This window comes from Candidatus Francisella endociliophora (genome assembly GCF_000764555.1).
Classification (GTDB): Bacteria; Pseudomonadota; Gammaproteobacteria; order Francisellales; family Francisellaceae; genus Francisella; species Francisella endociliophora.
This window is the reverse complement of record NZ_CP009574.1, coordinates 268874-290801: the sequence shown is the minus strand read 5'-3', so window position 1 is coordinate 290801 and position 21928 is coordinate 268874. Positions and strand designations below refer to the sequence as shown.

The following is a 21928-nucleotide window of genomic DNA, read 5'->3' as shown; positions in this document are numbered from 1 at the left end:
GTTAGTCCTTTTTTTCTATAGCATTTTTAATTTCATCAAGTGATTTAATTAGTTTTTCAAACTTCTTTTTTTCTCTATATATGTAATCTCCAGCACTATTAAAGTCATTAAATAAATAATAATACATACGCAAAGAAAAGAAAGTGCAGACAATAAGTTTTCTATTTTCGTAACAAAAAGAATGAATAGTATTTAAATTAAATTTTTCTATAGATAACCAAAAAAATATTATTTGCAGAAATAGGCATGATACTAAAAAAATAGTAAGTGGTAAGAATATTTTGCTTAGGTATTTATAATGATGAGAAGATAGTTCAATTATAGTAATTTCAGCAACCATTATTATAAAGATCGCTCCAAAAAGCCCTCCTAGAATATCTATATTTAGTTCAAAAAAATCAGGGCTATAAGAAAATATAAGTAAAAGAGAAGCGGATGTATAGAAAAATAATTCCCAATATATAGGATTTTTAAGTAGTTTTTTTGGTACTTCATTAAACAATGTATAATTCCTCTCCAAAACACAACCCCCATTTTGCTACACAATCTACCCCTTGAGAATTCAAAGGGGAATTTGGATATTGCCCAGACAAGCTGGAAAGTATTTATTTTGTTTATGTTATACTTCTAACATATAACTTCATAAATAATTAATCAAGAATTTGTGAATGATTTAGTATATTTTTATCTAAAAAATATACCAAGAGAACTAACTAAATCAGGGTCATATTTATGCCATTCTAATATTATATTTTGGTACAAATCACCAATAGCATCCTTGAGTTTATTGGTATCATTACCATTTTTTCTAAGGTAGAAGTGTACTAGTGCTAATACTAGATTTAAGTATTGATAATAGACAAAGTTTTTAGTCTTGTTATTGATGGTTTCTGTATAGAGTAGGGCAGTTTTAACTTTTTTAATTTCATCAATTATTTTATTTATATCTTTGATACCAACATATTCAAATATACTATCAAGCTCAATAAACAAACTAGTTTGTTTATCTTCTTGGATAATATAAGTATCTATTGATAAAGCATAGTTGGGATCATCTATCAGACAACTAGCGTAGCTAGATGATAGATTGATTTGTTTATATAACATGGTTATGAACCTCGTAGTTTTTTTGAAAAAGTGGATCGGGCTGTTCAAAACTGGCTAACGAGTTCCAGCACTGCACCTTTCCCTATTGCTAGGTATTATATGGGTACAGTCAACCCGATTAAACGAAAGGTTTAACCAAGTTATGCTGTCTAGTGTTAAAAAATATAAGATGTAGGAAAGCTTTAGGTACAACTATCCCTACACTACAAAAATGTAGTTTCTATATTATTTACACTACTCGTTAGACGGTTTTTGAAGACCGACACAAATAGAATATGCCTTTTAAGTAGGTTTGTAAAGATTTGATTAAGTTATGAAATTATTTTTGAATGAAATTTTATGATTGTTTATTTAGTTTTTATAGATTCTATGGTCACACTTCGACTCCGCTCAGTGACCGAGCCATAGAATGACATTTTATCCATCAATAATTTTCCTCTCGAGAGGAGTATCTTGCTTTGCAAAGCGGAAGTGTGGTATTTTAAAGGCTTACTAGAAACATTGATTTTTACTATTTCAAACACACCCCGCGACAAGTCGCACCCCTCTCAAGAAGGGAATTACATCTTACTAAAACTACTCATTACTTTTATCATCATTGGAGGTTCAAATATATTGATAATTAGATGATTTAGAATAGTTTTAACGGTATTGAAAGTTTCTTTGTTATATTGCTTGTCCTTGATCTTCTACTAGTTTTCTGGTTTAAGTGATATTTTTTTGGCGATGTTTGAAAAGGTATGAAAGGGTATACAGATAGTATAAACAAACTAATTGTGAAATGTATATTTCAAATTATTGTTTATAGTTGTATCTGTTATTCAATTGTTAGTACCAATATGGTATTATTCAAAGCTTATTCTAAGGAATTATTCTGTAAAAGCTTACTTGGCTTTACATCGATTTCGAGAGCACTGCATATCTGTTGCCTTTCTAAATATTCAGTTTCAAATTTATATAGGTATTCTGCAACAATAATTCTTAGAATATCAGTAGGTATAAAGTTGTTATCTTTTTTCATAGAGCTATATAAAGATTTAATTATTTTTATATTTTTATTATTCAGACTATTAGGAAATTTTAATAATGCTCCTATTTTGATTAATGACTTTGAATTACTCTCAAAACCAACGTCATCTATAATATGATTAAGATTTTTTGAAGATATATTTGATGATACTTTATCTGTAAAAAACAAGCAAAATATCATTATAAAATCATAAGTTAATTGGTTTATTATTTTTTCGATAATAGAGGGGATAATCTCGCTATCTTCTATGTTTTTTAGTTGCTCTTGGCTTAAACTTTCTTCAATTTTTTTAACTAGTGATACTTTATGGTTACCTATACTTTCAATAAAAAACGTTAAGTTTCTTAGACCTAATAAAATAGATTCTTTTATTATCATTATTTTATCTGTATTCTCAAGTGATCCATAATAGCTTTTTGCTATTTGGGTCAATATCTCAATTAGTTTGAAGGATAAATTTGTTTTCTCAAACATATCTAATTCATTCATACTTTTGCTATGGTCTTGAGACATTTTGATTTCATTGTTTATAATTTCTTCATCAATGTCATCATTTATAGAATTAATAGCATTTCTATACTCACTTGGTTTGTGATCTTCTAAAAGTTCCAATTTAACTTTTTTGATTGTATCAGAATAAATATTTTTAAGCTCTTCTTGATATAGGTTTGCTGGCCTATTTTCTTCAAATAATTTTTTTGCTTGACTTAATAGTTTATCTATTATACTTTCAGCTCTTGCCTTAGAATGATGGATAAAAAATAATATAATATTCCCATTATCAGAAATATGTATGTTATTTATCAATGAGTCTAATTGTTTTTTGACTTCGTCCTTTTTATTTTTTCTTTCTACATTATCAGCTAAGTATTTTGCAACATAAAAATTGTATATATATGTTTTACTGAAGCTATACTCTCCACAGTTTAATTTAATTATTTTTGAAAATAAAAGATTATTATATAACTTATCAAAACTTTCTTTATGATAATTTTTAGAATATTCAGTATGAAAATTTTCGATAGTTGTACTATCAAGAAATTTTTCTTTTTTAGAAAAGAAGAAGTAAGCTAAATGCGATAAATAAGTATTATAAAAGTCAAGTTCATTAGGTTTTATCTTATATGTATTGTTTAGTGATTGAATGATAAGATACTGGAAAAAGTCTGCATATGCACTGCTTCCAGCTATTGTATTTTGCTTTTGTTTGGTGTCAAGTCTAGATAACAGAGTAATAATATATAGTGGGTATGTAGGAATTGAGCTTATCTTAATACTAGTATTTAAAGAATTAATTATATAATCCTTCTTTTCAAAAAAATCATTATCTCCTATCGTTTCTTCTGCTCCAAAATTTATCCACTTACTAATAACCTTGTCTCTAAGAATATGTCCAAGCTGTTTAATTTTAAAAAAATGAAACATTTTAAGTGCTGATTTTATTTCTGGATCATTTAAAATTTCTAGCTCTTTAGACTCATTAGAAAAAATAATAATTTTTTCTAATTCATAACTTGATAAGGAATGTAAAAATTTTATTAAATATTCCTTTTTCTTTATAGAAATCTCGTCAAAATTATCTATTATTAAAATGTTAGTATTTAAAGTTTCAGATATAACTTTATCTTTACCATATTGCTCTTTAAAAGCTTTTTTAAAAAGGTTCTGATTGGAGGTTTTTTTATTGGTTGTGATTCTCTTAGCGTCTAAATATATAGTTGTTTTAGTATCAGATAACTTTTTCTGAAACATTCTTGCTAAGGATGTTTTACCTGATAGATCATCTCCAAAAATCATACAAAAATCATATTTTTTGATAAGATCAAATGAGTTGATTTTAGATTTTTTATCGTTCTCAATATACTGTAAGTCTGGATATATAAAGATATCTTTCAATGTTACTTCTTTATTATGGTGAATGATTAAGAAACCCGTATCATCTATGCTTTTTAAATATTCATCGCAGAGTGAATACGTTAAGAATTTATTATTTTTCTTAGAGTTTTGTTCAGTTTTAAATTTTGGCTCAACCTCTAAACTTTCAATTAGTTCGATTTGTTTTTTGAAATTGTATTTTAAATTTCCCCAATCTAGCTTAAAAAGCTTGTTTATGAGGGATCGATCATCAATAAAACTATTATCTTGAGCACTCAAAATTAATATGTCATAAATACTTCCACTTTCTTTAATTTCTACAACCCAAAAAAAACCATATTCAGTTATTAATAAAAAGTATGAATCAGAATCAAAAACATTATTATTTATTTTTTGCAATGGAATATAAGCACTAATTACCTTTAATTTAACAAGGTTTCTTATTAAATCATTAATATCATATATAATAATATTGTTATTTTTATTTTGGTTGAATTCTTCTCTAAGACCCTTAGCCTCTTTTCCTAATTCAGATGTTGAAATAAGCCACCCTTCTTTATATTCTTTATGAGATACTACTCCTTTAAGTTTCCATAATATGTCGCATTGAATTTTTTTACTTTCATCGTATGCTTTACATTCAACGTATATTTTTTTATTTATATCTGTATTATGGCTGCAATATAAATCAAGTTCAACACCAGTACTTCTGAGGTTTTCTATTACATTATAATCTTGTGCTTCTAGAACCTTTTTCATAAGTTGTTCTAGTAAGTTTCCCTTTTCAGTCTTAGTTGCATTTTGATTATTTATAATTTTTATTTTCATATTTTAATCTTTTATATGTTAGATTCTATGGTCAACCCGTAGAATGATTTTTTTATCCATCAACTTTGTATTGGTAGATTCTCCTCTTGAGAGGAGTACCTTGCTTTGCAAGGGGAGGTGTGGTCTTCTAAAGGCTTACTAGAAACATTGATTTTTACTATTTCAAACACACCCCGCGACAAATCGCACCCCTCTCAAGAGGGGAATTACATCCTACCAAAACCATCCCTTACTCTCTTGTTTAGGAGGCTCTGCTACCCAATCAAGTTTTAAGCTTTCATCACTAGGGTTATAGTTATAAACCATAATACCTCTATCATTTGCTCTACCTATTACTAATGTATGACTTTTTATAGAAGTATCAAAAACTGTGTTGTAACCATAGTTTACAGGGTATGGATCTGTATTATTTCTATAGTCACCTGTAACAAATTTAAGAGGGTCTTTGGTTAGTGGGGCATATTTATCTGAATAAAACATAGGTCTTTTATACTTACCTTTGCCGCTCCAGTCAAATTCACTAGGTGTATAGAAAAAAGCCCATAAATATGGTTGATTTTTACCTTTAAAAGTAGCGATTATTTTATCGTTATCAATAAATTTAAAATTCGCAAGGTCTCCCATGATATCAGATTGATTAGGATCTCCTTCCAAATAAGTTACATTAGGGATATGAGCGGTATAATATATTCCAGAATCATCGCTTTTTGATTTATTTTTTTGTAAATTATAAGCACCTCCAGTGCGACTATTATCTGCCGTGTATATATACTTCCCATCAGGCGAGATAGTATTCATGGTAGATCCATAGTTTCTACGTATTTTTATTGGCTCATATTTATCATCTTTAAATACTTTATCTAAATCAAATATTAAAAGATCTCCTAAATCAGTTGTGGCTATGACTTTATTATCATAAATCTTTGGTACAAATCTAGTACCCATAAATTTTTTATTATATGAGTAAATATCTTCAAGCTTACCATCAGCTACTTTAGCTATATTTATACCTAATTGAGTTACATAAACATATATATTCATATCTTTATTTAGAGCTTGAAAATATATATTTTGTTGATGTTCAAAGCCTTTAGGTTTAATTTGCGGTACCGCAAAGCTTTTAATAACTTTTTTAGTATCAGCATTTACTACATAAACTTTATTATTAATATCTTGATAAATAAAGTTATCTGTTCCATCAATAAAGTTAGGGCTAAAATGATTTACTTTCTCATTATTGACTTTAGATATATTTTTGTTGTTTAGGTTATATAAATAAACATTATCATCTCTATCATCAGCAACAGTATATTTCCCATCTGTAGATATAGAAACGCTTAGAGACGATATTGCAAAAGCAGATGACATAAAAGTTAAAGATGAAACGGTACAAATAATTTTTTTTAAATTCATAATCTTAACCTATTTTATAATTACCGAAGTATTTCAAGCTTCCTTCTCCACCACTTAGTAGATAGCCTTTATAAACATAGTCCATCATCTCTTTTGATGGTATTTTCATAGCGGAATGATCTACGCATATTAATGATCTCGCTGAGGATTGCTCAAAACTATCAAGCTTTAATAGTTGCGAGTAAGTGACTAAGTGTTTATCACCACTTTTGTCTTCATATAAACAAGGGTATTTATATTTAACTTTTTCATCTAATAGAGATGTTTCAACTGATTGGTCAGTCTGGAATACAGTCTTACCAATAAGAGCATTTAAAGTATCAGATTTTCTATCTACCCCATCATACCCCAACGCATCAGCAGGTTTAGCTTCTTTGGTAAGTAATACAGTTAGCATAGTAGTTGCCACTAGTTTTTTATGCTTATGTAGCTCATCAATCACAGTCTTATTACCAGCAAAGAAGCTCTTAATACTTGAAGATACTTCTTTAATAACAGGACCAGAAACAATACTACTAGCACTAAAGCCAACACCCAAACTATTCCAAAACGACTCAGTTAGCTCTTTTTGTGCATTTTCAAAGTCAAGTGTCACAGTATCAGCCACTGATTTTGTCAGATTACTACCAACATTATAGATACCGTTTACAGTCTCTAAAGTATTATCAAGAATATTCTTTGGCATATCTTTATAAGTATAGCCACCAGCAAAAGAGTAGACATAATCAATCAATCTTTCAAATACAGAATAAATAGGGTTACCTGTATTACTATCTTTCTCCATTGCTTCTATTAAGTTGTCTCTTTGCTTTTCCCAATCAGCAGATATATCATGCTCGCCATTAAAGTAGAACTTCTTACCTGCGTATTGCTCAGCCCATTGCTTATAGAAATCCTCAAAGCGCTTCTCAATATTTCCCTCTAAGAAATAGTTAAATGGATAAACAAATCTATTTGCTAATGAGTATATAGAATTAAGTACCTTATAATCTTGTCCCAGAGCATTATCAGCTAAGCTCTCTAGTGCATATACCATAGTACTTATAATACCAAATGTAGCTCCAGCACTCTTATCATTAGTCTTTAAGCTACTGATCTGACGTACGATATCACCACTATTACCCAAAGCTCGAATATCAGTACCTAACTTATCATTGATAGTACCAAGTATACCAACATACATACTGTTAATAACATACGGAGCTAATCTATTTGCAATATCTGCATTAGTTAGTTTAGAGATATCTTCATTCTTATCAAATAGATTCGGCACATACGGAACAGGACCGAGAATATTATCACAGTTACTATATGCTATTGTGAACTTCTCAGCTTTATCTTTAGCTGCTGCATAGTTGTAGCTGATATTGTAGTTTTGGTTATAGCTAACTAATTCAGCGTTTAGGCTATCTTTTCCATTTTTTTCTACATGTTTTATTTCAATGTATTTATTACCAAACTTCTGTACGCGTTTAGTATTACTATCATCATTATCAAAGCAGTTATTAGCAATAGCAGGTTCCCAACAAATAGCTCTATTGATAGGTTGTCCAACATTTTTTAAAGTATTCATAATTACAGCATTACCTAAAGAGTGCGCCATAATATTAACTTCGATACCTTCACCTTGAAGTTTATCTACTAGCTGAGCCAACTGCTCACCAGCAAATTCACTCATAGGCACAGCCGCAATATAATCAGCATCACTAGCAGGGTTACCTTGCCAAGCTACCTGAACAATACGGTTATATTTATTAAGATCTTTCTCATCCCAATCAGCAGCCTTGTTTAAACTAGCCTCCATAATTAGATTCCAGCCACTAGCTCCATCAGTAGGGTTTCTTTCTTCATTGTATTGAATACTATCTTCATCAGTAGGCAAGATACTAGCTTTTTGATCTTTCATTTTAAGGATCTTATCCTTGTACCAATATCTTGGATCATACCAATCATAGTCATGAATAACTTTATTTGAAGTGACATCATATTGACTATCAGCATACTCTAAAGCTTGAGGGTAACCAACAAAGCTACCTGCTTTATCTCCCTTTTGCTCAACAGGGACATTATAACCATGGATAAAGAAAGTCAGGTTAGGTTTAATATCAGTACCTGGCTCTTGTCTTTTAAGCAAGTTGTTTTGGCTTTTTGCAAGAGCGATAAGATAATTATCCCAAGTAAATTTATTCCAGCCATCATTTAAAGCAGTATAGAATATTTGTGGCTTAAATTCTTTAGGATCATCAAAGAAAGGAAGTAGAGCTTTGTATCTTTGAATCAGCTTAGAATATTCTTGCTGATAGCTTTGTATCTTTAATTTATCAACCTGTTTGATGTTATCTAATTCACCAGTATCTAGCTGGTCAAGAGTTTTACTACCTATAAAGCCTATATAATCAGCATCAGTTTTGAAGTTCTTTCTAACTAACCTTTGAATATGATGTTTATAATACGCAAAATAATAATCCTCTCTAAGATTAATCATCATCGGAGGTTCAAAGACATTGATAACTAAATGATTGATAGTAGTTTCAACAGTATTGATAGTTTCTTTGTTATCTTGCTTATCTTTGATCTTCTGCCAGTTTTCTGGTTTAAGTGATATTGTGTTTTGGTAGTGTTTGAAGTCATCTACAACATCTTCAACTTTTTCACCATTTAAGCCAACAATCAAACTTTGGAATTTGTTATTTGAAATATTTAAAGTATTTAACTCTAGACAAATAGCTTCAATCTCTACATCCTTTGGTAGCTTCATCTCGAAGTATTTATCATCACGCTTAAACTCCGCAGGGATATACTTACCTTCATCACTACCTTTCTCAAAGTACTTAGCATCTTTGATATAGTCTATTTCTAACAAGTCAGTTAAAGCAGAATCTTCTTTAACATATTTAACAATCTTAGCTTTATCATTAAGGATTTTGTCATCTTCGTTATCAACTTTTTCATCTGTACAGTATTTATCAACTATATAAATTCTAATAACTTCATTAGATTCCTCATCCTCATCAACATTACCATCACCATTGACTATATTATACATCCCATGTGACATAATCTGCTCAGCATCAAAGATAGATTTTTGCGTTGTGATTTTGATACCATCAGGGATATTATTAACAAGCTTATTAGCTGTAATAACAATCTCACCACCAATTAAATTCATCTCTTGGGTGATATTTTGCTCTAGCTCAATTTCTTCAAAGTTTACATCACCATCTACATTAATGTTTTTCTGCGTGTGGTGTAGGGTGTTTGTAGTCTCATTAGATGTTAGCTTTATCTCTTTAGCTTGAGATTCTTGGGTTATTTCTCCCTCAACAGAAATATCTTTAGTAACTTCATTGTACTCAAGTTTATGTTCATCATCAGTACTATAATCATGATCTGTATTTAGATAGATATCTTGAGTAATCTTGTTAGTATAATCATAGATAAGGTTAGTAGCAGTAGCATCAGTAGCTATTTTATTATTAACTTGAGTAGTCAGACTACTACTATCAGCAACTACTTGCTTATGATATTCATCAGCATTTATACCCTCTAACCAATGATAAGGATAATCATCAGAATTTAACCTTTGAGTAACTAATGAATATACAGGTGAGATACTTTGATACTTGGCATCGACATTGTTTCTATTACCAAAGACAGTAGCTTTGTAGTTAGGGTGTAGCTCATAGAAGTTACCTTCAGACTGTAGCGACATACCAGGTTTTTTACCTTTATGGATATCACGATAACTTTCATCACCTAAGCGTAATGCAGCAGATCTATTGCTACCACGATACTTTTGCGATTCTAATACAACAGAGCTAGTAGATTTAGGATTAGCGATATTATGCTTAAATGCTCCAGCATGGATAAAGTTAAGCGAGTTATGTTTATTATCAGCTAATCTATAATCTTGTTCATAACCTTTTCTGTTATGTGCTGGTCTAGTTTCGGTATTACGTGTACCTAGTATAGTTGGGTCTTGTAGCTCCATAACTAGAGTAGGGGAGTTTTGTACTAATGGGAAGCTATGCTTTTGATCTGGAGTATGGACAAAGTGCAGTTTAGCAACATCATTGATAACTTCATCTTCATCAATCTGTTTGTAATACTCTGGGATAGACAGTTGGTATTTACCATTATCATTTAAAGTTGTAGCATCTTCGCTATCATCAGAATATCCTTTGACAGCAAAACCCTCTTTGACAAACTTAGATTGCTTATATTGATCTAGTACATTATTAGCTAAGTTTTGGACATCATCAGCCACAGCAATAGCCGAGTACTGACAAGTAGCAAGCTTGTTAAAACCCTCACTATCAGTTGTAATACTTACGCTAGATTCAACGATATACCAACCTTTAGTATCAATAGGTAGTTTTTTACTATCAACATGAATCTTATCACCAACAGTTAGGATTCCAGCACCATCTAGAGCAAGGATATTTTTATAAGTTTCAAAATGATTAAAAAGACTTTGAGCATAAAACTTAGTTAGATCAGAAGTGGTACCAATAAAGGGCGATTGAATCAAACCATTTTTAGCTGGGACTAATTGTTTATAGCCACCATCACCTTGATATCTATTAAAGCCTAGTGCTAGTACATTGTGATTATCATCAGCGACAATGTTTTCAGTTATATATGCTACAGGCTTAGTTTCGATAGTAGCTCTTTGTTTATCAAGGACATCTACATTGATTACATCTTTATCACCGAATGTATTACAGAATTTAAGCTTGTTGTCATCTCTTAGATCTCTATAGAAGACGATACCATATTGATTACATAGGCTAATGATCTTATCAAGAGTAGAATTGCCATGCTGTAAGATATTATCAAGAACAACACCATTATCACTTTGAAAGTCTGCAGTTATATCATGGTCTTTAAGGACTTTCTCTAAGACATCATTGATATTACCATCAGGGTATTTAAGTAGAGATTTATCATCAGCTAAGAAGCTTTCTTGGCTAGCAAAAGTAATATAAGTAGGGTTAGTAGCATTTACAGAAGTATTAGGGCTAACTCGAACAGCTGTAACAATAGCTGTAAAAGAGATATCCTCAAGCTTAAACTCCAGCTCATCGCCAGCACTGGCTTGACCATCTATATAAGCACTACCAGAAATGCCCTTATCCAAAGCCTGTGAAAATTTGATATCAAACAGGCGGATTGTTTGTTCATTTATTAAAAAATTCAGCATAATATAAAAACTGTAACCAAAAAAATTAGTTCATTAGTTTAAATTTATACCTGAAGAGAACATTATTCAAATATTTTCTTTGATTAATGCTATTTAATTAAGAATTTTTGGGTTTGCTTCTTCTAAAATTTATATTTTTACTTATAAATATCTATACAAAATAAGATGATTTTAGGTAAAACTATTAGATATAAGTCTTATATTTAAGACTTAAAAAAAGATATTAAAAATCAAATTAGATAGATTTGATATTAGCAGCAGCTAGCTTGCCTCTGTTTTCTTCAGTTTCAAAAGTTACTTTCTCGCCTTCACGTAGAGTGCTTAGACCAGAGTTTTCTACTGCACTGATGTGAACAAAAACATCTTTGCCGCCATCTTGTGGTTCTATAAATCCAAATCCTTTAGTCGTATTAAAAAATTTAACTGTACCTTGTTTCATTGTTGTATTTCCTTTTAGGTTGTTATTTTACAAAACTGAAGTTATGCACTAAACATAGATTTGAAGCTATTAATAGCTCCTACATCTCGTTGCCTCGTTCTTCAACACAACTCATATCACTCAAAATATGCTTAGTGCATAACTTCAGTTATAAGTTAAATCACATTGGTCTTAGTTCAAACTTAACGATTTACTTATAGAGAATAGAATATTGGAAATAAACTTCTGATATATTTAGTCGTGTAGTAATCAAATAAAGTTACAATATAAATAACTGTTGGTAATACTATAGTAATAATGTCTTATTTGAAAGCTTTTTAATGAAAGTTAGGTATTTTTGTTAAATCGAAGTCTTTTTCATACTTATCGATATTTTTTATATATAAGCATAAGTCTTGGAAATCTAAACAGCTCTCTAACATTGATGAGCTCTTATCATAAGTATGGTCGTTATCCATCAGATGGTTAATGAGGCTAATAAACTGCTCCATAATTTCTGTATTTAATATACTCATCTCTGCTGCTTGAGCTATGCTTATTTTTTTTGATTTCTTAATCTTTTTGACTAAAGTCTCTATGTCAGAAAAAATAATTTCTAACATTTTATTATTTTCAAACTCAATATACTTGGTTTTGGGATTAACCATTTTGATAACTATTCAAACTAACTAAAAGATCATTATACTCCTAAATAAGATTATATTCTTAGTTATATGTTTTTAATCTTTAGTTTTTTTTTAAAGAATGTAATATCTTTAATGATTAGTTTGTATTACTATTAGTTGGGTATAAATAAAATAAAGCCTCTAAATCTTCTTTTAGACACTTCATTTCTTATTTTGCTAATAATTTTTAACCTTAAAAGTGCTTAATTGCCCTTAAAATTCTAAAATTAAGAGAGGATATAAATATGCCAAGAATAGTCGTTGACCCTAGAAAACCTTTTGATATTAGTCTAAGAAATTTCAAAAGAGCTTGTGAAAAAGCTGGTATTAAACAAGAGCTTAGAGATAGAAAGACTTTTGTAAAGCCAACAGAGAAAAGAAAACTTGCTAAAAGAGCAGCTGTTAAAAGAGCTAAGCAAGCTGCTAGAAGAGCGTATTCTTACTAGTAAATTATCTGTGCTTTTCTTCGAATAACTATTGATTTTAAAAGAGATAGAACTATAATATCAATCTACATACTCGCATAGCTCAGTTGGTTAGAGTACTACCTTGACATGGTAGGGGTCACTGGTTCGAATCCAGTTGCGAGTACCACTTTTGTTTCCGTGTGTTTTTTTATCATAACTTTTGTACAGTTTTCTTTGAAAAGTGTTTTGTGTGTATAGTGTTATCATTTATCATAGAAAGTATCTAAAACAATAAATGAAAGGGTAATTATGAATCTCGCAAAAGCAAAAAAAATAATTAGTACGGGTTATTGGAGTGATTTTTATATTTATCCTATCGCAGTCTTAGTTTTTCTAGTTTATGGTCTTTATGCTATAAACTTTAAAATAGGTCTAGCTTTTATATTATTTATAATAGGACTTGTTCTTGGTTCATTTTTAGAATACTTTATTCATAGGGTAATTTTTCATCATTGCCCAGGTTTTAAGACTCTACATCAGCTTCATCATGACAGACCTATTGATCTAATTGGTAGCCCAACTTATGTATCAATACCTGTTTATGTGACTACTGTTTTCATACCATTAGTTTTAATGTCAAATATTGCTTATGCAAGTATAATTTTTAGCGCCTTTTTATTGGACTTACTTTTTTATTTTATAATTCATCACACTACACATCATGTTAGATCTAAGAAAGGATCAATATTACATTGGTATAAGAAATATCATGCTGTACATCATACAAATCCAGATGTTAATTTTTCTGTAGCATTTCCTATTTGGGATATAGTCTTTCGCACTAGACAAAGAAATTAAGATCTTCAATACGGATTGTTATTTATCATAATTAATATATCATTTAACTCATATTCTATAATTTAGATTTTTCTATGCAAAATTTTACATTTTTCGCCAGTTGTGCCAAAGGTATTGAACTATTATTAAAAGATGAACTTGGAAGACTTGGTGTTGAAGCTCAAGAAAAGCTTGCAGGAGTCGAGTTCGAGGGAACACTAGAACAGGCTTATAAAGTCTGTATTTACTCCCATCTAGCTAGCCAAGTTATGCTAAAAATTGCAACTGAAAAAGTAACAGATCAACAAAGTCTATATGATGCTATATTTGCGATAGACTGGCAAAGCTATTTTAATGTTGATAAATCTTTTAAGATTATAATTTCTGGTAAGCATTATGATTTTAACAATACTATGTTTGTCTCTCAAAAAACAAAAGATGCTATTGTAGATCAGTTTCGTAGAGAAACAAATGAGCGTCCAAATATTGATACTGAAAATCCAGATAATATTATCAAGCTACATTTGCATAAGCAGTTTGTAAATGTATTTTTATGTTTAAATATTGATAGTTTACATAAGCGTAGTTATAGACAGTTTCAAGGTCAAGCTCCATTAAAAGAATCATTAGCATCAGCGATTCTTTTAAAAGCAGGGTGGTTGGATGAGTTACAAAAAGAGCAGCCAATACTTATAGATCCTATGTGTGGTTCTGGAACTATTCTTATCGAAGCTGCGATTATGGCAAAAAATATTGCTCCAGTATTACTTAACAAGGACTTCAAAATATTTGCCTCAAAGTTTCATAATGAAGAATTATGGGAAAACTTATTAGCAGAAGCTAAACAAGCGCAAAAATCCACAAATGCCATTATTCAAGGATATGATATTGATAATAATGTCCTAGATAAAGCTGAGAAAAATATCTATCAAGCAGATGTTGATGATGTTGTAAATATTAAGCGTCGTGATATTCGAGATCTTGAAAATGAATTTGATAGTGAAGGTTTGATTGTTACAAACCCTCCGTATGGTGAGAGATTATATGGTGATCAACTTGATGAGCTTTTAGATATTTTTAATGGCTTCGGTGATAGATTATCGCAAGATTTTTATGGCTGGAAAGTTGCAATCCTTACAAGTTTTTCTGAATCTATCAAAGAAATGCAACTTCGCACAACAAAACGTAACAAGTTCTATAATGGTGCGATTGAGACTATTCTCTATCAGTTTGATATAAATGAGCATGCTAAATTTAAGCATGAGAGTCAGCTTGAGAAAAATATTCGTATAGCTGAAGCATGTGCACAAAAATCTGATGAGCATATAGATTTTGGTAATAAGTTACAAAAAAATCTAAAGAATCTTAAGCCATGGCTTAAGCAAGCTGGTGTAGAGTGTTATAGACTATATGATGCAGATATTCCAACTTTTGCAGTAGCTGTAGATATGTATGGTGAGCATGTGTTTTTACAGGAGTATCGCGCAGATGCAACTATAGATCAAAATATTGCTAAGCAAAGATTTTATCAAGCGATCTATCAGATACATAGAACTCTAGGTGTAAAGTATGAAAATATTCATACACGAGTTCGCCAAAGACAAAAAGGTAAAGACCAGTACCAAAAAGAAAATGATAAAAATAATTTTCATGTTATTAGTGAATTTGATGCTAAGTTTTATGTAAATTTTGATGATTATTTAGATACTGGTATTTTCTTAGATCATCGTAAGATTAGACAACTTGTAGCAAAAGCTTCTAAAAATAAAACTCTTCTTAATCTATTTGGCTATACATGTACAGCTAGTGTTCATGCGGCTTTAAAAGGTGCTAAAACCACAAGTGTTGATATGTCTAACACATATCTTGAATGGGGGAAGAATAATTTTGAGTTGAATGGTTTAGATCCTAAAAAACATGAGTTTATCCAAGCTGACTGTATTGGTTGGTTAAAATCTAATACTCAAAAATTTGATGTGGTATTTTTAGATCCGCCAACGTTCTCAAATTCAAAACGTATGGATGATATTTTGGATGTTCAAAGAGATCATGAGCTACTTATAAACTTAGCAATGGATTCTCTAAAAAAAGATGGCGTGTTATATTTTTCAAATAACTATCGTCGTTTCAAAATGTCAGAAGATATAATTAGCAAATTCAACTGTGAAAATGTTGATAAGAAATGTTTATCTCGAGATTTTCTATCTAACAAAAATATTCATAATTGTTGGGAAATTAAATATAAGTAATATCAGTTTGTAAATTGCATTTCTACTATAAGGGTAATTTGGACTATTTAATACTTAGATAAGCCTTATTAGATGTGATAAAATCTATCCAATAATTATAAAATTGATAAATTATTAATGAGCCGATTTCAACAAAACTTAATGTATGCGGTTATTTTACTAATAGTTTTTGGTCTAAGTGTGTACTTTTTCACATTTAAAAAAGACTATGAAACTAAAGGCGTGTTTTTGCCTAAATATAGTGCTGAATTGCCAGCTGTAGATCCTAGCAAAGTTAGAGTTTTTAACTTACAGTATCAAAGTGATACAAAGGGTAATATTGGTCAAGTCAGAACATCTACCCATGTTGCTGAAGAAAAAGATTTTCAAAAGTTATGTGATAGAAACTTACAAGAAGCTGTTAAACTAGCTGCAGAACATGGGGCTCATGAGATCAAATATGTTTGTCTTTATCCAGAAGGTCAGATTAATGAGTTAAGCAGTGTTCAGTTAAGGGCGTATGCTTTTAGGGACTAATAAATGACTAGAACATTTCAAAATATATTATATATATTTGTGATAGTAATTACTTTTGCTGCTTGCCAGAAAGCTTTTAGTGCTGATAAAAATATAGAACCAAAAGGTATGTTTTTACCAAGTGAAAATTTTAAAGAAACAAGCTCTATATCTAAAGATGAAGTTCGTTTAGATAAGTTAGAGCAGGGTGATAATATAAGTAATAACCTAGGTAAAATCAGTGTCATTGGACATCAAACAGCTGATAAAACACAAAGTCAGCTATGTAAAGATAATTTAAAAGTTGCAACAGAAATTGCTGCTCAAAATGGTATATCTAAACTAAAATATAAATGTATGCCTTTAGAGCATAATAATGTTGGCTTAAGTTCATTCGCATTTAGAGATGAGTAATAAATGAAAAAAATAAATATAGTGTTTGCTGGAACTCCTGATATTTCAGCACAAGTTCTAAAAGATTTATATAAGTCTGGGCATAATATCCAAGCTGTACTGACTCAACCTGACAGAGCAAAAGGGCGCGGTAAAAAAGTTCAATTTTCACCTGTAAAAGAAGTTGCTCTAGAAAATAATACTCCTATTTATCAGCCACTATCTTTTAAGAAAAATCCGGAAGTGCTTGAGCAAATAAAAGAGTTAAATCCTGATGTGGTTGTGGTTATTGCTTATGGAATTATCGTGCCACAAGCTTTTCTAGATATCCCAAAATATGGTTGTTTGAATATTCATGTATCACTATTGCCAAAATGGCGTGGTGCTGCTCCTATTCAAAGAGCTATAGAAGCAGGAGATTCAACGACAGGTATTTGTATTATGCAAATGGATGCTGGGCTTGATACTGGTGATATCTTAAATACTTTAGAAGTTGATATTCAAAGTACAGATACATCACAAACACTTCATGATAAGTTTGCGAAATTATCAATTAGGCCTCTACTAGAAGTGCTTAATAATATTGAAACAATACAGGCAAAGCCTCAACAGGGTGAGCCAACTTATGCTCATAAAATCACTAAACAAGAAGGTCTTATTGATTTTAACAAAACTGCTTGGGAAATTAGTTGCCATATCAGAGCATTTACTCCATGGCCATCTGCATTTTTTGTTTTAGATGGACAGACAGTTAAAGTTGGAGAGTTTGAAATACTTGACCAAACTAGTGAAAAAGAAGCTGGAACTGTAGTTGCTATATCTAAAGATGGTTTTGATGTAGCTAGTAGTGATAAAGTTTTTAGGTTTAAACAATTACAGTTTCCAAACAAAAAAATGCTGAATTTAGCAGATATTCTCAATGGTAGAGATTTAAATGAATATATTGGATATAAAATAGGATAACAAATGAAAGTAGGATTTATAGTAGATAATTTAAACTCATTTAATATCTCGAAAGATAGTACCTTTATGATGCTTCAAGCCGCTCAAGATAAAGGCTGGGAGATTTATACTTTTTATCTAAATGATTTATCAATAATAAATGGTAAACCTCAAGGTGATGCCTTGAAAATTAAGATTCATAAAGATAAGCAGACATGGTATGAGATTTTGTCACAGCACCATAATTTATCATTGTTTGATTTAGATTGTATCTTTATGCGTAAGGATCCGCCATTTGACATGGAATTTATTTACGTAACTTACATGCTTGATTTAGCAAAAAAAAATAATGTTTTGATTGTTAATAATCCGCAAGCACTTAGAGATTTTAATGAAAAGGTTGCTATATCGTATTATCCAAAGTTTGCACCAAATACACTAATTACCAGAAGTCATAAAAAGATAAATGAGTTCTACGCTAAATATAAAGATATAATTGTTAAGCCACTTGATGGTATGGGTGGCAGTTCAATTTTTAGAATCAAAGATGGTGATAAGAATAAAAATGTCATTTTAGAAACTTTAACTCATCATGAATCTAAATATATTATGGTGCAAGATTATCAAGAGGCTATCAAAGATGGAGATAAAAGAATACTTATAGTCAATGGAGAACCTATAAAATATCTTTTAGCAAGAGTTCCTAGTGATAGCGATAATCGCGGCAATTTAGCAGCAGGTGCTACTGCAGAAGTTAGAGAGCTACAAGATAGTGATTATAAAATAGCTAAAAAAGTAGCAAAAAAACTAAAAAAACAAGGAGTAATGTTTGCAGGTATTGATGTGATTGGTGATAAGCTAACAGAGGTCAATATCACTAGTCCTACATGTATCCAAGAGATTTATAAGGCTACAAAAATTAACGCTGCTAGTCTTTTAATGCAAGCAGTAGAACAAAAAATAAATAAAATGAGACAGGAACAGCAAAATGGAGAAATCTAACTCTCAAAGCTTATTTCAAGAAGCACAACAGTATATCCCAGGTGGTGTAAACTCACCAGTTAGAGCATTTAGAAGTGTAGGGCAAGAGTTCCCAAGATTTATAAAATCAGCAAGCGGGGCATATCTATATGATGTAGATTGGAATAAATATATCGATTATATAGGCTCATGGGGACCAATGATTTTAGGTCATGGTGATGAAGATGTTATGGAAGCTATCAAGTGTCAATTAGATAATGGTCTAAGTTACGGAGCTCCTTGTAAACAAGAGATTGAACTGGCAAAGAAAATAACAGAATTAATGCCAAATATTGAGCAGGTAAGATTTGTCAACTCAGGTACAGAGGCTACTATGAGTGCTATTAGACTTGCTAGAGCTTATACAGGTAAAAACAAAATTATCAAATTTGAAGGGTGTTATCATGGTCATGCTGATGAGTTTCTAGTTGCTGCAGGCTCTGGAGCTTTATCTTTGGGTCAACCAAACTCGCCAGGTGTACCTGAAGATGTTGTCAAAGATACTTTAGTCGCTAGTTTCAATGATATTGATTCAATAAGAGCTCTTTTTGAAAAGTATAAAGATGAGATAGCGTGTATTATCGTTGAGCCAATAGCTGGTAATATGAATATGATATTTCCACAAGGTGACTTCTTAGCTAAGCTTAGAGAAGTTTGTGATGATAACCAAAGTTTACTTATCTTTGATGAGGTTATGACAGGCTTTAGAGTAGCTCTTGGCGGAGCTCAAAGTGTCTATGATATTAAGCCAGATCTTACAACCTTAGGTAAAGTTATCGGTGGTGGTATGCCAGTAGGGGCTTTTGGTGGTCGTAAAGAAATTATGCAAAAAGTATCTCCAGCAGGTCCAGTTTATCAAGCGGGTACTCTTTCTGGTAATCCTATAGCAATGGCAGCAGGTATTAGAACACTTGAAAAAGTTTCAGAAGCTGATTTCTTCGAAAGGTTGGAATTAAAAACTAAGAAGTTAGTTAATGGACTGAATGAGGCTGCAAAAGAGACTGAGTTTAGTTTTCATGCGAAATACTTAGGTGGAATGTTTGGTTTATTTTTCTGTAATGAAAAAGTTGCTATAAATACTTTTGCAGATCTTGGTAAGACAAATTTAAAGGTGTTTAATGCATTTTTTGCATTTATGCTTGAAAATGGAGTGTATTTAGCACCATCTGCATATGAAGCAGGATTTATCTCAATCGCTCATAGTGATGAAGATATTGAAAAAACTATAAGACTAGCTAAAGAATTTTTTCAAGAAAGTATTTAATTTATAATATATAGGATTACTTATGAATAGAAAGATATCTATAATTTTTATTATAGGTGTGGTATTACTGTATTTATGTTTTTTAGGTGCGGCACCACTATTTGATAGAGATGAAGGATATTACATCTCAGTTGCTATAAATATGCTCGATAAACACAGTCTCTTTATACCTTATTACAATAATAGCATTTGGCTTGAGAAGCCTGTTTTATTATATTGGATGATGCAGGCGACAACAGCTATTTTGGGAGAGTCTGTTTTTGCCTTTAGGCTTCCAATAGCTTGCTGTGGTATTTTAATGATAACTTCGATGTATTTTTTATTAAATACTATTTTAAAAGATAGAAAAAATTCTTTTATTATAACTGCAACAGCTGCTTTTATGCCACTATTTGTTTATATATCTCGGTCTGCAATGATAGATACCCCATTGACATTTTTTATTGCTTTGAGTTTATTATTCTTTTTTATAGCTACAGAAAAAGATAAGTTAAATGATCGGAAATGGTATTATTTTTCATGGCTATTTTTAGGATTAAGCTTCTTTGCAAAAGGTCCAGTTGGTCCAGCAATTGTATTACCATCAATGTTTGTTTATTTAATACTTCAGAGAGATTTTTGGCGTGTTTTTAAAAGAGCAAATATTCCTGTTGGTGTGATAATTTTTTGCTTAACTAATTTTTGGTATTTTGTTGCATTTTGGAAATTAGGAGATGTATTCTGGAATAAATTCTTTGTTGAACAAGTATTTGATCGAGGTGCAACAAGCTTAGTTGGTTGGACGGCTATTTTTACACATTTCAGTGCTTTTTACATAATTGTTATATTACTTACTACAGTTCCTTTTGTTGGAGCAATTGTTGCTGGTTTCCTGTTATCATTTAAAGGAGGATTTAAGCCTAGAGAGCAAATGTTTGATAAGTTAGCTATATTTGCTTCAATATTTACAATTATAACTTTATTTGTTTTTAGTTTTTCAGCAACGAAACTGCCTCACTATGTTTTACCTGTATATCCTTTTCTAGCTATATTAGTCGGTTATTTTTGGTCGAATGTTAAAAGCTCTTTAAATGTTCCATATAAAAAAACCTTTTGGACTTTATTTTCTGCACCGGTATTATTATTAAGTATTGCAGGTGTACTTGTTCCTATCCTTAGCTATGTATTATGGGGAAGTATAGAGGGGATTCTAAGCAAGGGTACACATGCGAATGAATATACTCTTCCAAATACCTTGCCAATAAGTTCTATAGTAATATTTAGTTTAGCTATAATAGGTATAGTAACTTTAATAGCATTTATTAGAGCGTATAAGAAAAAAGCTGTAGATAAGATGATTACTATTAGTATTATTAGTGGTTTTTGTTATAGTTTTGCATTTGCAGTTATTTTTATTGTGATTAATTCATGGTTACAAAATCCAGCTTTAGAAATGGCAAAAGAGTTAAGAGTAAATATAAATAATAATTCAAAAGTCGTAGAAGTAGGTATAGCAAAACCTTCACTATATTATTATATAGGGATAGACTATATGGAGCCAGATTCAGAGGTAATTGATCGTAAGAAATCTATAAAGGGTCTGCTGTATCTATCAGCAGAAAATATATCAAATAATAAACAACCACTTTATATTTTAACACGCAATGGCGATGCTATTAAATATGATCACAAGAATCTCTTTGTAATTAAAAAATATCCTCCATATTTAATTATAGGTAATAAGGTAGCTAAAGAAACTTGGCAATAAAACCAAAACTTCTA

16 protein-coding genes and 1 tRNA gene are annotated in these 21928 nt (G+C 30.6%); 10 read left to right on the top strand and 7 right to left on the bottom strand.

The genetic code is table 11. The features are described from left to right. Nucleotide 1 precedes the first annotated feature (1 nt). The 7 genes from QI37_RS01400 to QI37_RS01370 all read right to left on the bottom strand — a co-directional run bounded on the left by QI37_RS01400 (nt 2) and on the right by QI37_RS01370 (nt 12542). Nucleotides 2-502, bottom strand: a complete 501-nt coding sequence (locus tag QI37_RS01400) for a hypothetical protein (protein WP_040007876.1) — start codon at nt 500-502, stop codon at nt 2-4. 182 nt (nt 503-684) lie between these two features. Continuing rightward, complete coding sequence (locus tag QI37_RS01395) at nt 685-1107, bottom strand: hypothetical protein (protein ID WP_040007873.1); 423 nt, start codon at nt 1105-1107, stop codon at nt 685-687. Between the two features lie 856 nt (nt 1108-1963). Then, the gene (locus QI37_RS01390; protein WP_040007871.1) at nt 1964-4840 is read right to left on the bottom strand and encodes a restriction endonuclease; all 2877 of its coding nucleotides are present in this window, start codon (nt 4838-4840) and stop codon (nt 1964-1966) included. A 213-nt stretch (nt 4841-5053) separates the two neighbouring features. Continuing rightward, the gene (locus QI37_RS01385) at nt 5054-6253 is read right to left on the bottom strand and encodes a hypothetical protein (RefSeq protein WP_040007868.1); all 1200 of its coding nucleotides are present in this window, start codon (nt 6251-6253) and stop codon (nt 5054-5056) included. A gap of 4 nt (nt 6254-6257) precedes the next feature. Next, entirely contained in the window at nt 6258-11456 is a 5199-nt protein-coding gene (locus tag QI37_RS01380) for an alpha/beta hydrolase family protein (protein WP_040007865.1), read from the bottom strand. A 235-nt stretch (nt 11457-11691) separates the two neighbouring features. Then, on the bottom strand, nt 11692-11895 hold the full coding sequence (locus tag QI37_RS01375) for a cold-shock protein (protein WP_040007862.1): 204 nt from the start codon (nt 11893-11895) through the stop codon (nt 11692-11694). Nucleotides 11896-12212: 317 nt separating this feature from the next. Continuing rightward, nucleotides 12213-12542: a hypothetical protein gene (locus tag QI37_RS01370; protein WP_040007859.1), complete on the bottom strand. Its 330-nt coding sequence runs from the start codon at nt 12540-12542 to the stop codon at nt 12213-12215. A gap of 263 nt (nt 12543-12805) precedes the next feature. Between QI37_RS01370 and rpsU the strand changes: the two genes are divergently transcribed. The 10 genes from rpsU to QI37_RS01320 all read left to right on the top strand — a co-directional run bounded on the left by rpsU (nt 12806) and on the right by QI37_RS01320 (nt 21914). After that, entirely contained in the window at nt 12806-13006 is a 201-nt protein-coding gene (gene rpsU, locus QI37_RS01365) for a 30S ribosomal protein S21 (RefSeq protein ID WP_040007857.1), read from the top strand. Nucleotides 13007-13077: 71 nt separating this feature from the next. Beyond that, nucleotides 13078-13154, top strand: a tRNA-Val gene (locus QI37_RS01360). A gap of 122 nt (nt 13155-13276) precedes the next feature. Next, entirely contained in the window at nt 13277-13825 is a 549-nt protein-coding gene (locus tag QI37_RS01355; RefSeq protein ID WP_040007854.1) for a sterol desaturase family protein, read from the top strand. Between the two features lie 74 nt (nt 13826-13899). Continuing rightward, the gene (rlmKL, locus tag QI37_RS01350; RefSeq protein ID WP_040007851.1) at nt 13900-16053 is read left to right on the top strand and encodes a bifunctional 23S rRNA (guanine(2069)-N(7))-methyltransferase RlmK/23S rRNA (guanine(2445)-N(2))-methyltransferase RlmL; all 2154 of its coding nucleotides are present in this window, start codon (nt 13900-13902) and stop codon (nt 16051-16053) included. A gap of 117 nt (nt 16054-16170) precedes the next feature. Next, nucleotides 16171-16569, top strand: coding sequence for a Francisella virulence factor A (fvfA, locus tag QI37_RS01345; protein WP_040007849.1), 399 nt, complete (start codon nt 16171-16173; stop codon nt 16567-16569). A 3-nt stretch (nt 16570-16572) separates the two neighbouring features. Then, the gene (gene fvfA, locus QI37_RS01340; RefSeq protein WP_040007846.1) at nt 16573-16962 is read left to right on the top strand and encodes a Francisella virulence factor A; all 390 of its coding nucleotides are present in this window, start codon (nt 16573-16575) and stop codon (nt 16960-16962) included. 3 nt (nt 16963-16965) lie between these two features. Continuing rightward, nucleotides 16966-17904, top strand: coding sequence for a methionyl-tRNA formyltransferase (gene fmt, locus QI37_RS01335; protein ID WP_040007843.1), 939 nt, complete (start codon nt 16966-16968; stop codon nt 17902-17904). 3 nt (nt 17905-17907) lie between these two features. Beyond that, nucleotides 17908-18885 (top strand): glutathione synthase, encoded by a 978-nt coding sequence (gene gshB / locus QI37_RS01330; RefSeq protein WP_040007840.1) that lies wholly within the window; start codon nt 17908-17910, stop codon nt 18883-18885. Then, complete coding sequence (hemL, locus tag QI37_RS01325) at nt 18872-20167, top strand: glutamate-1-semialdehyde 2,1-aminomutase (RefSeq protein ID WP_040007837.1); 1296 nt, start codon at nt 18872-18874, stop codon at nt 20165-20167. Before gshB ends, hemL begins: the two co-directional genes overlap by 14 nt. 22 nt (nt 20168-20189) lie before the next feature. Beyond that, nucleotides 20190-21914 (top strand): ArnT family glycosyltransferase, encoded by a 1725-nt coding sequence (locus tag QI37_RS01320; protein WP_040007835.1) that lies wholly within the window; start codon nt 20190-20192, stop codon nt 21912-21914. Nucleotides 21915-21928 lie beyond the last annotated feature (14 nt).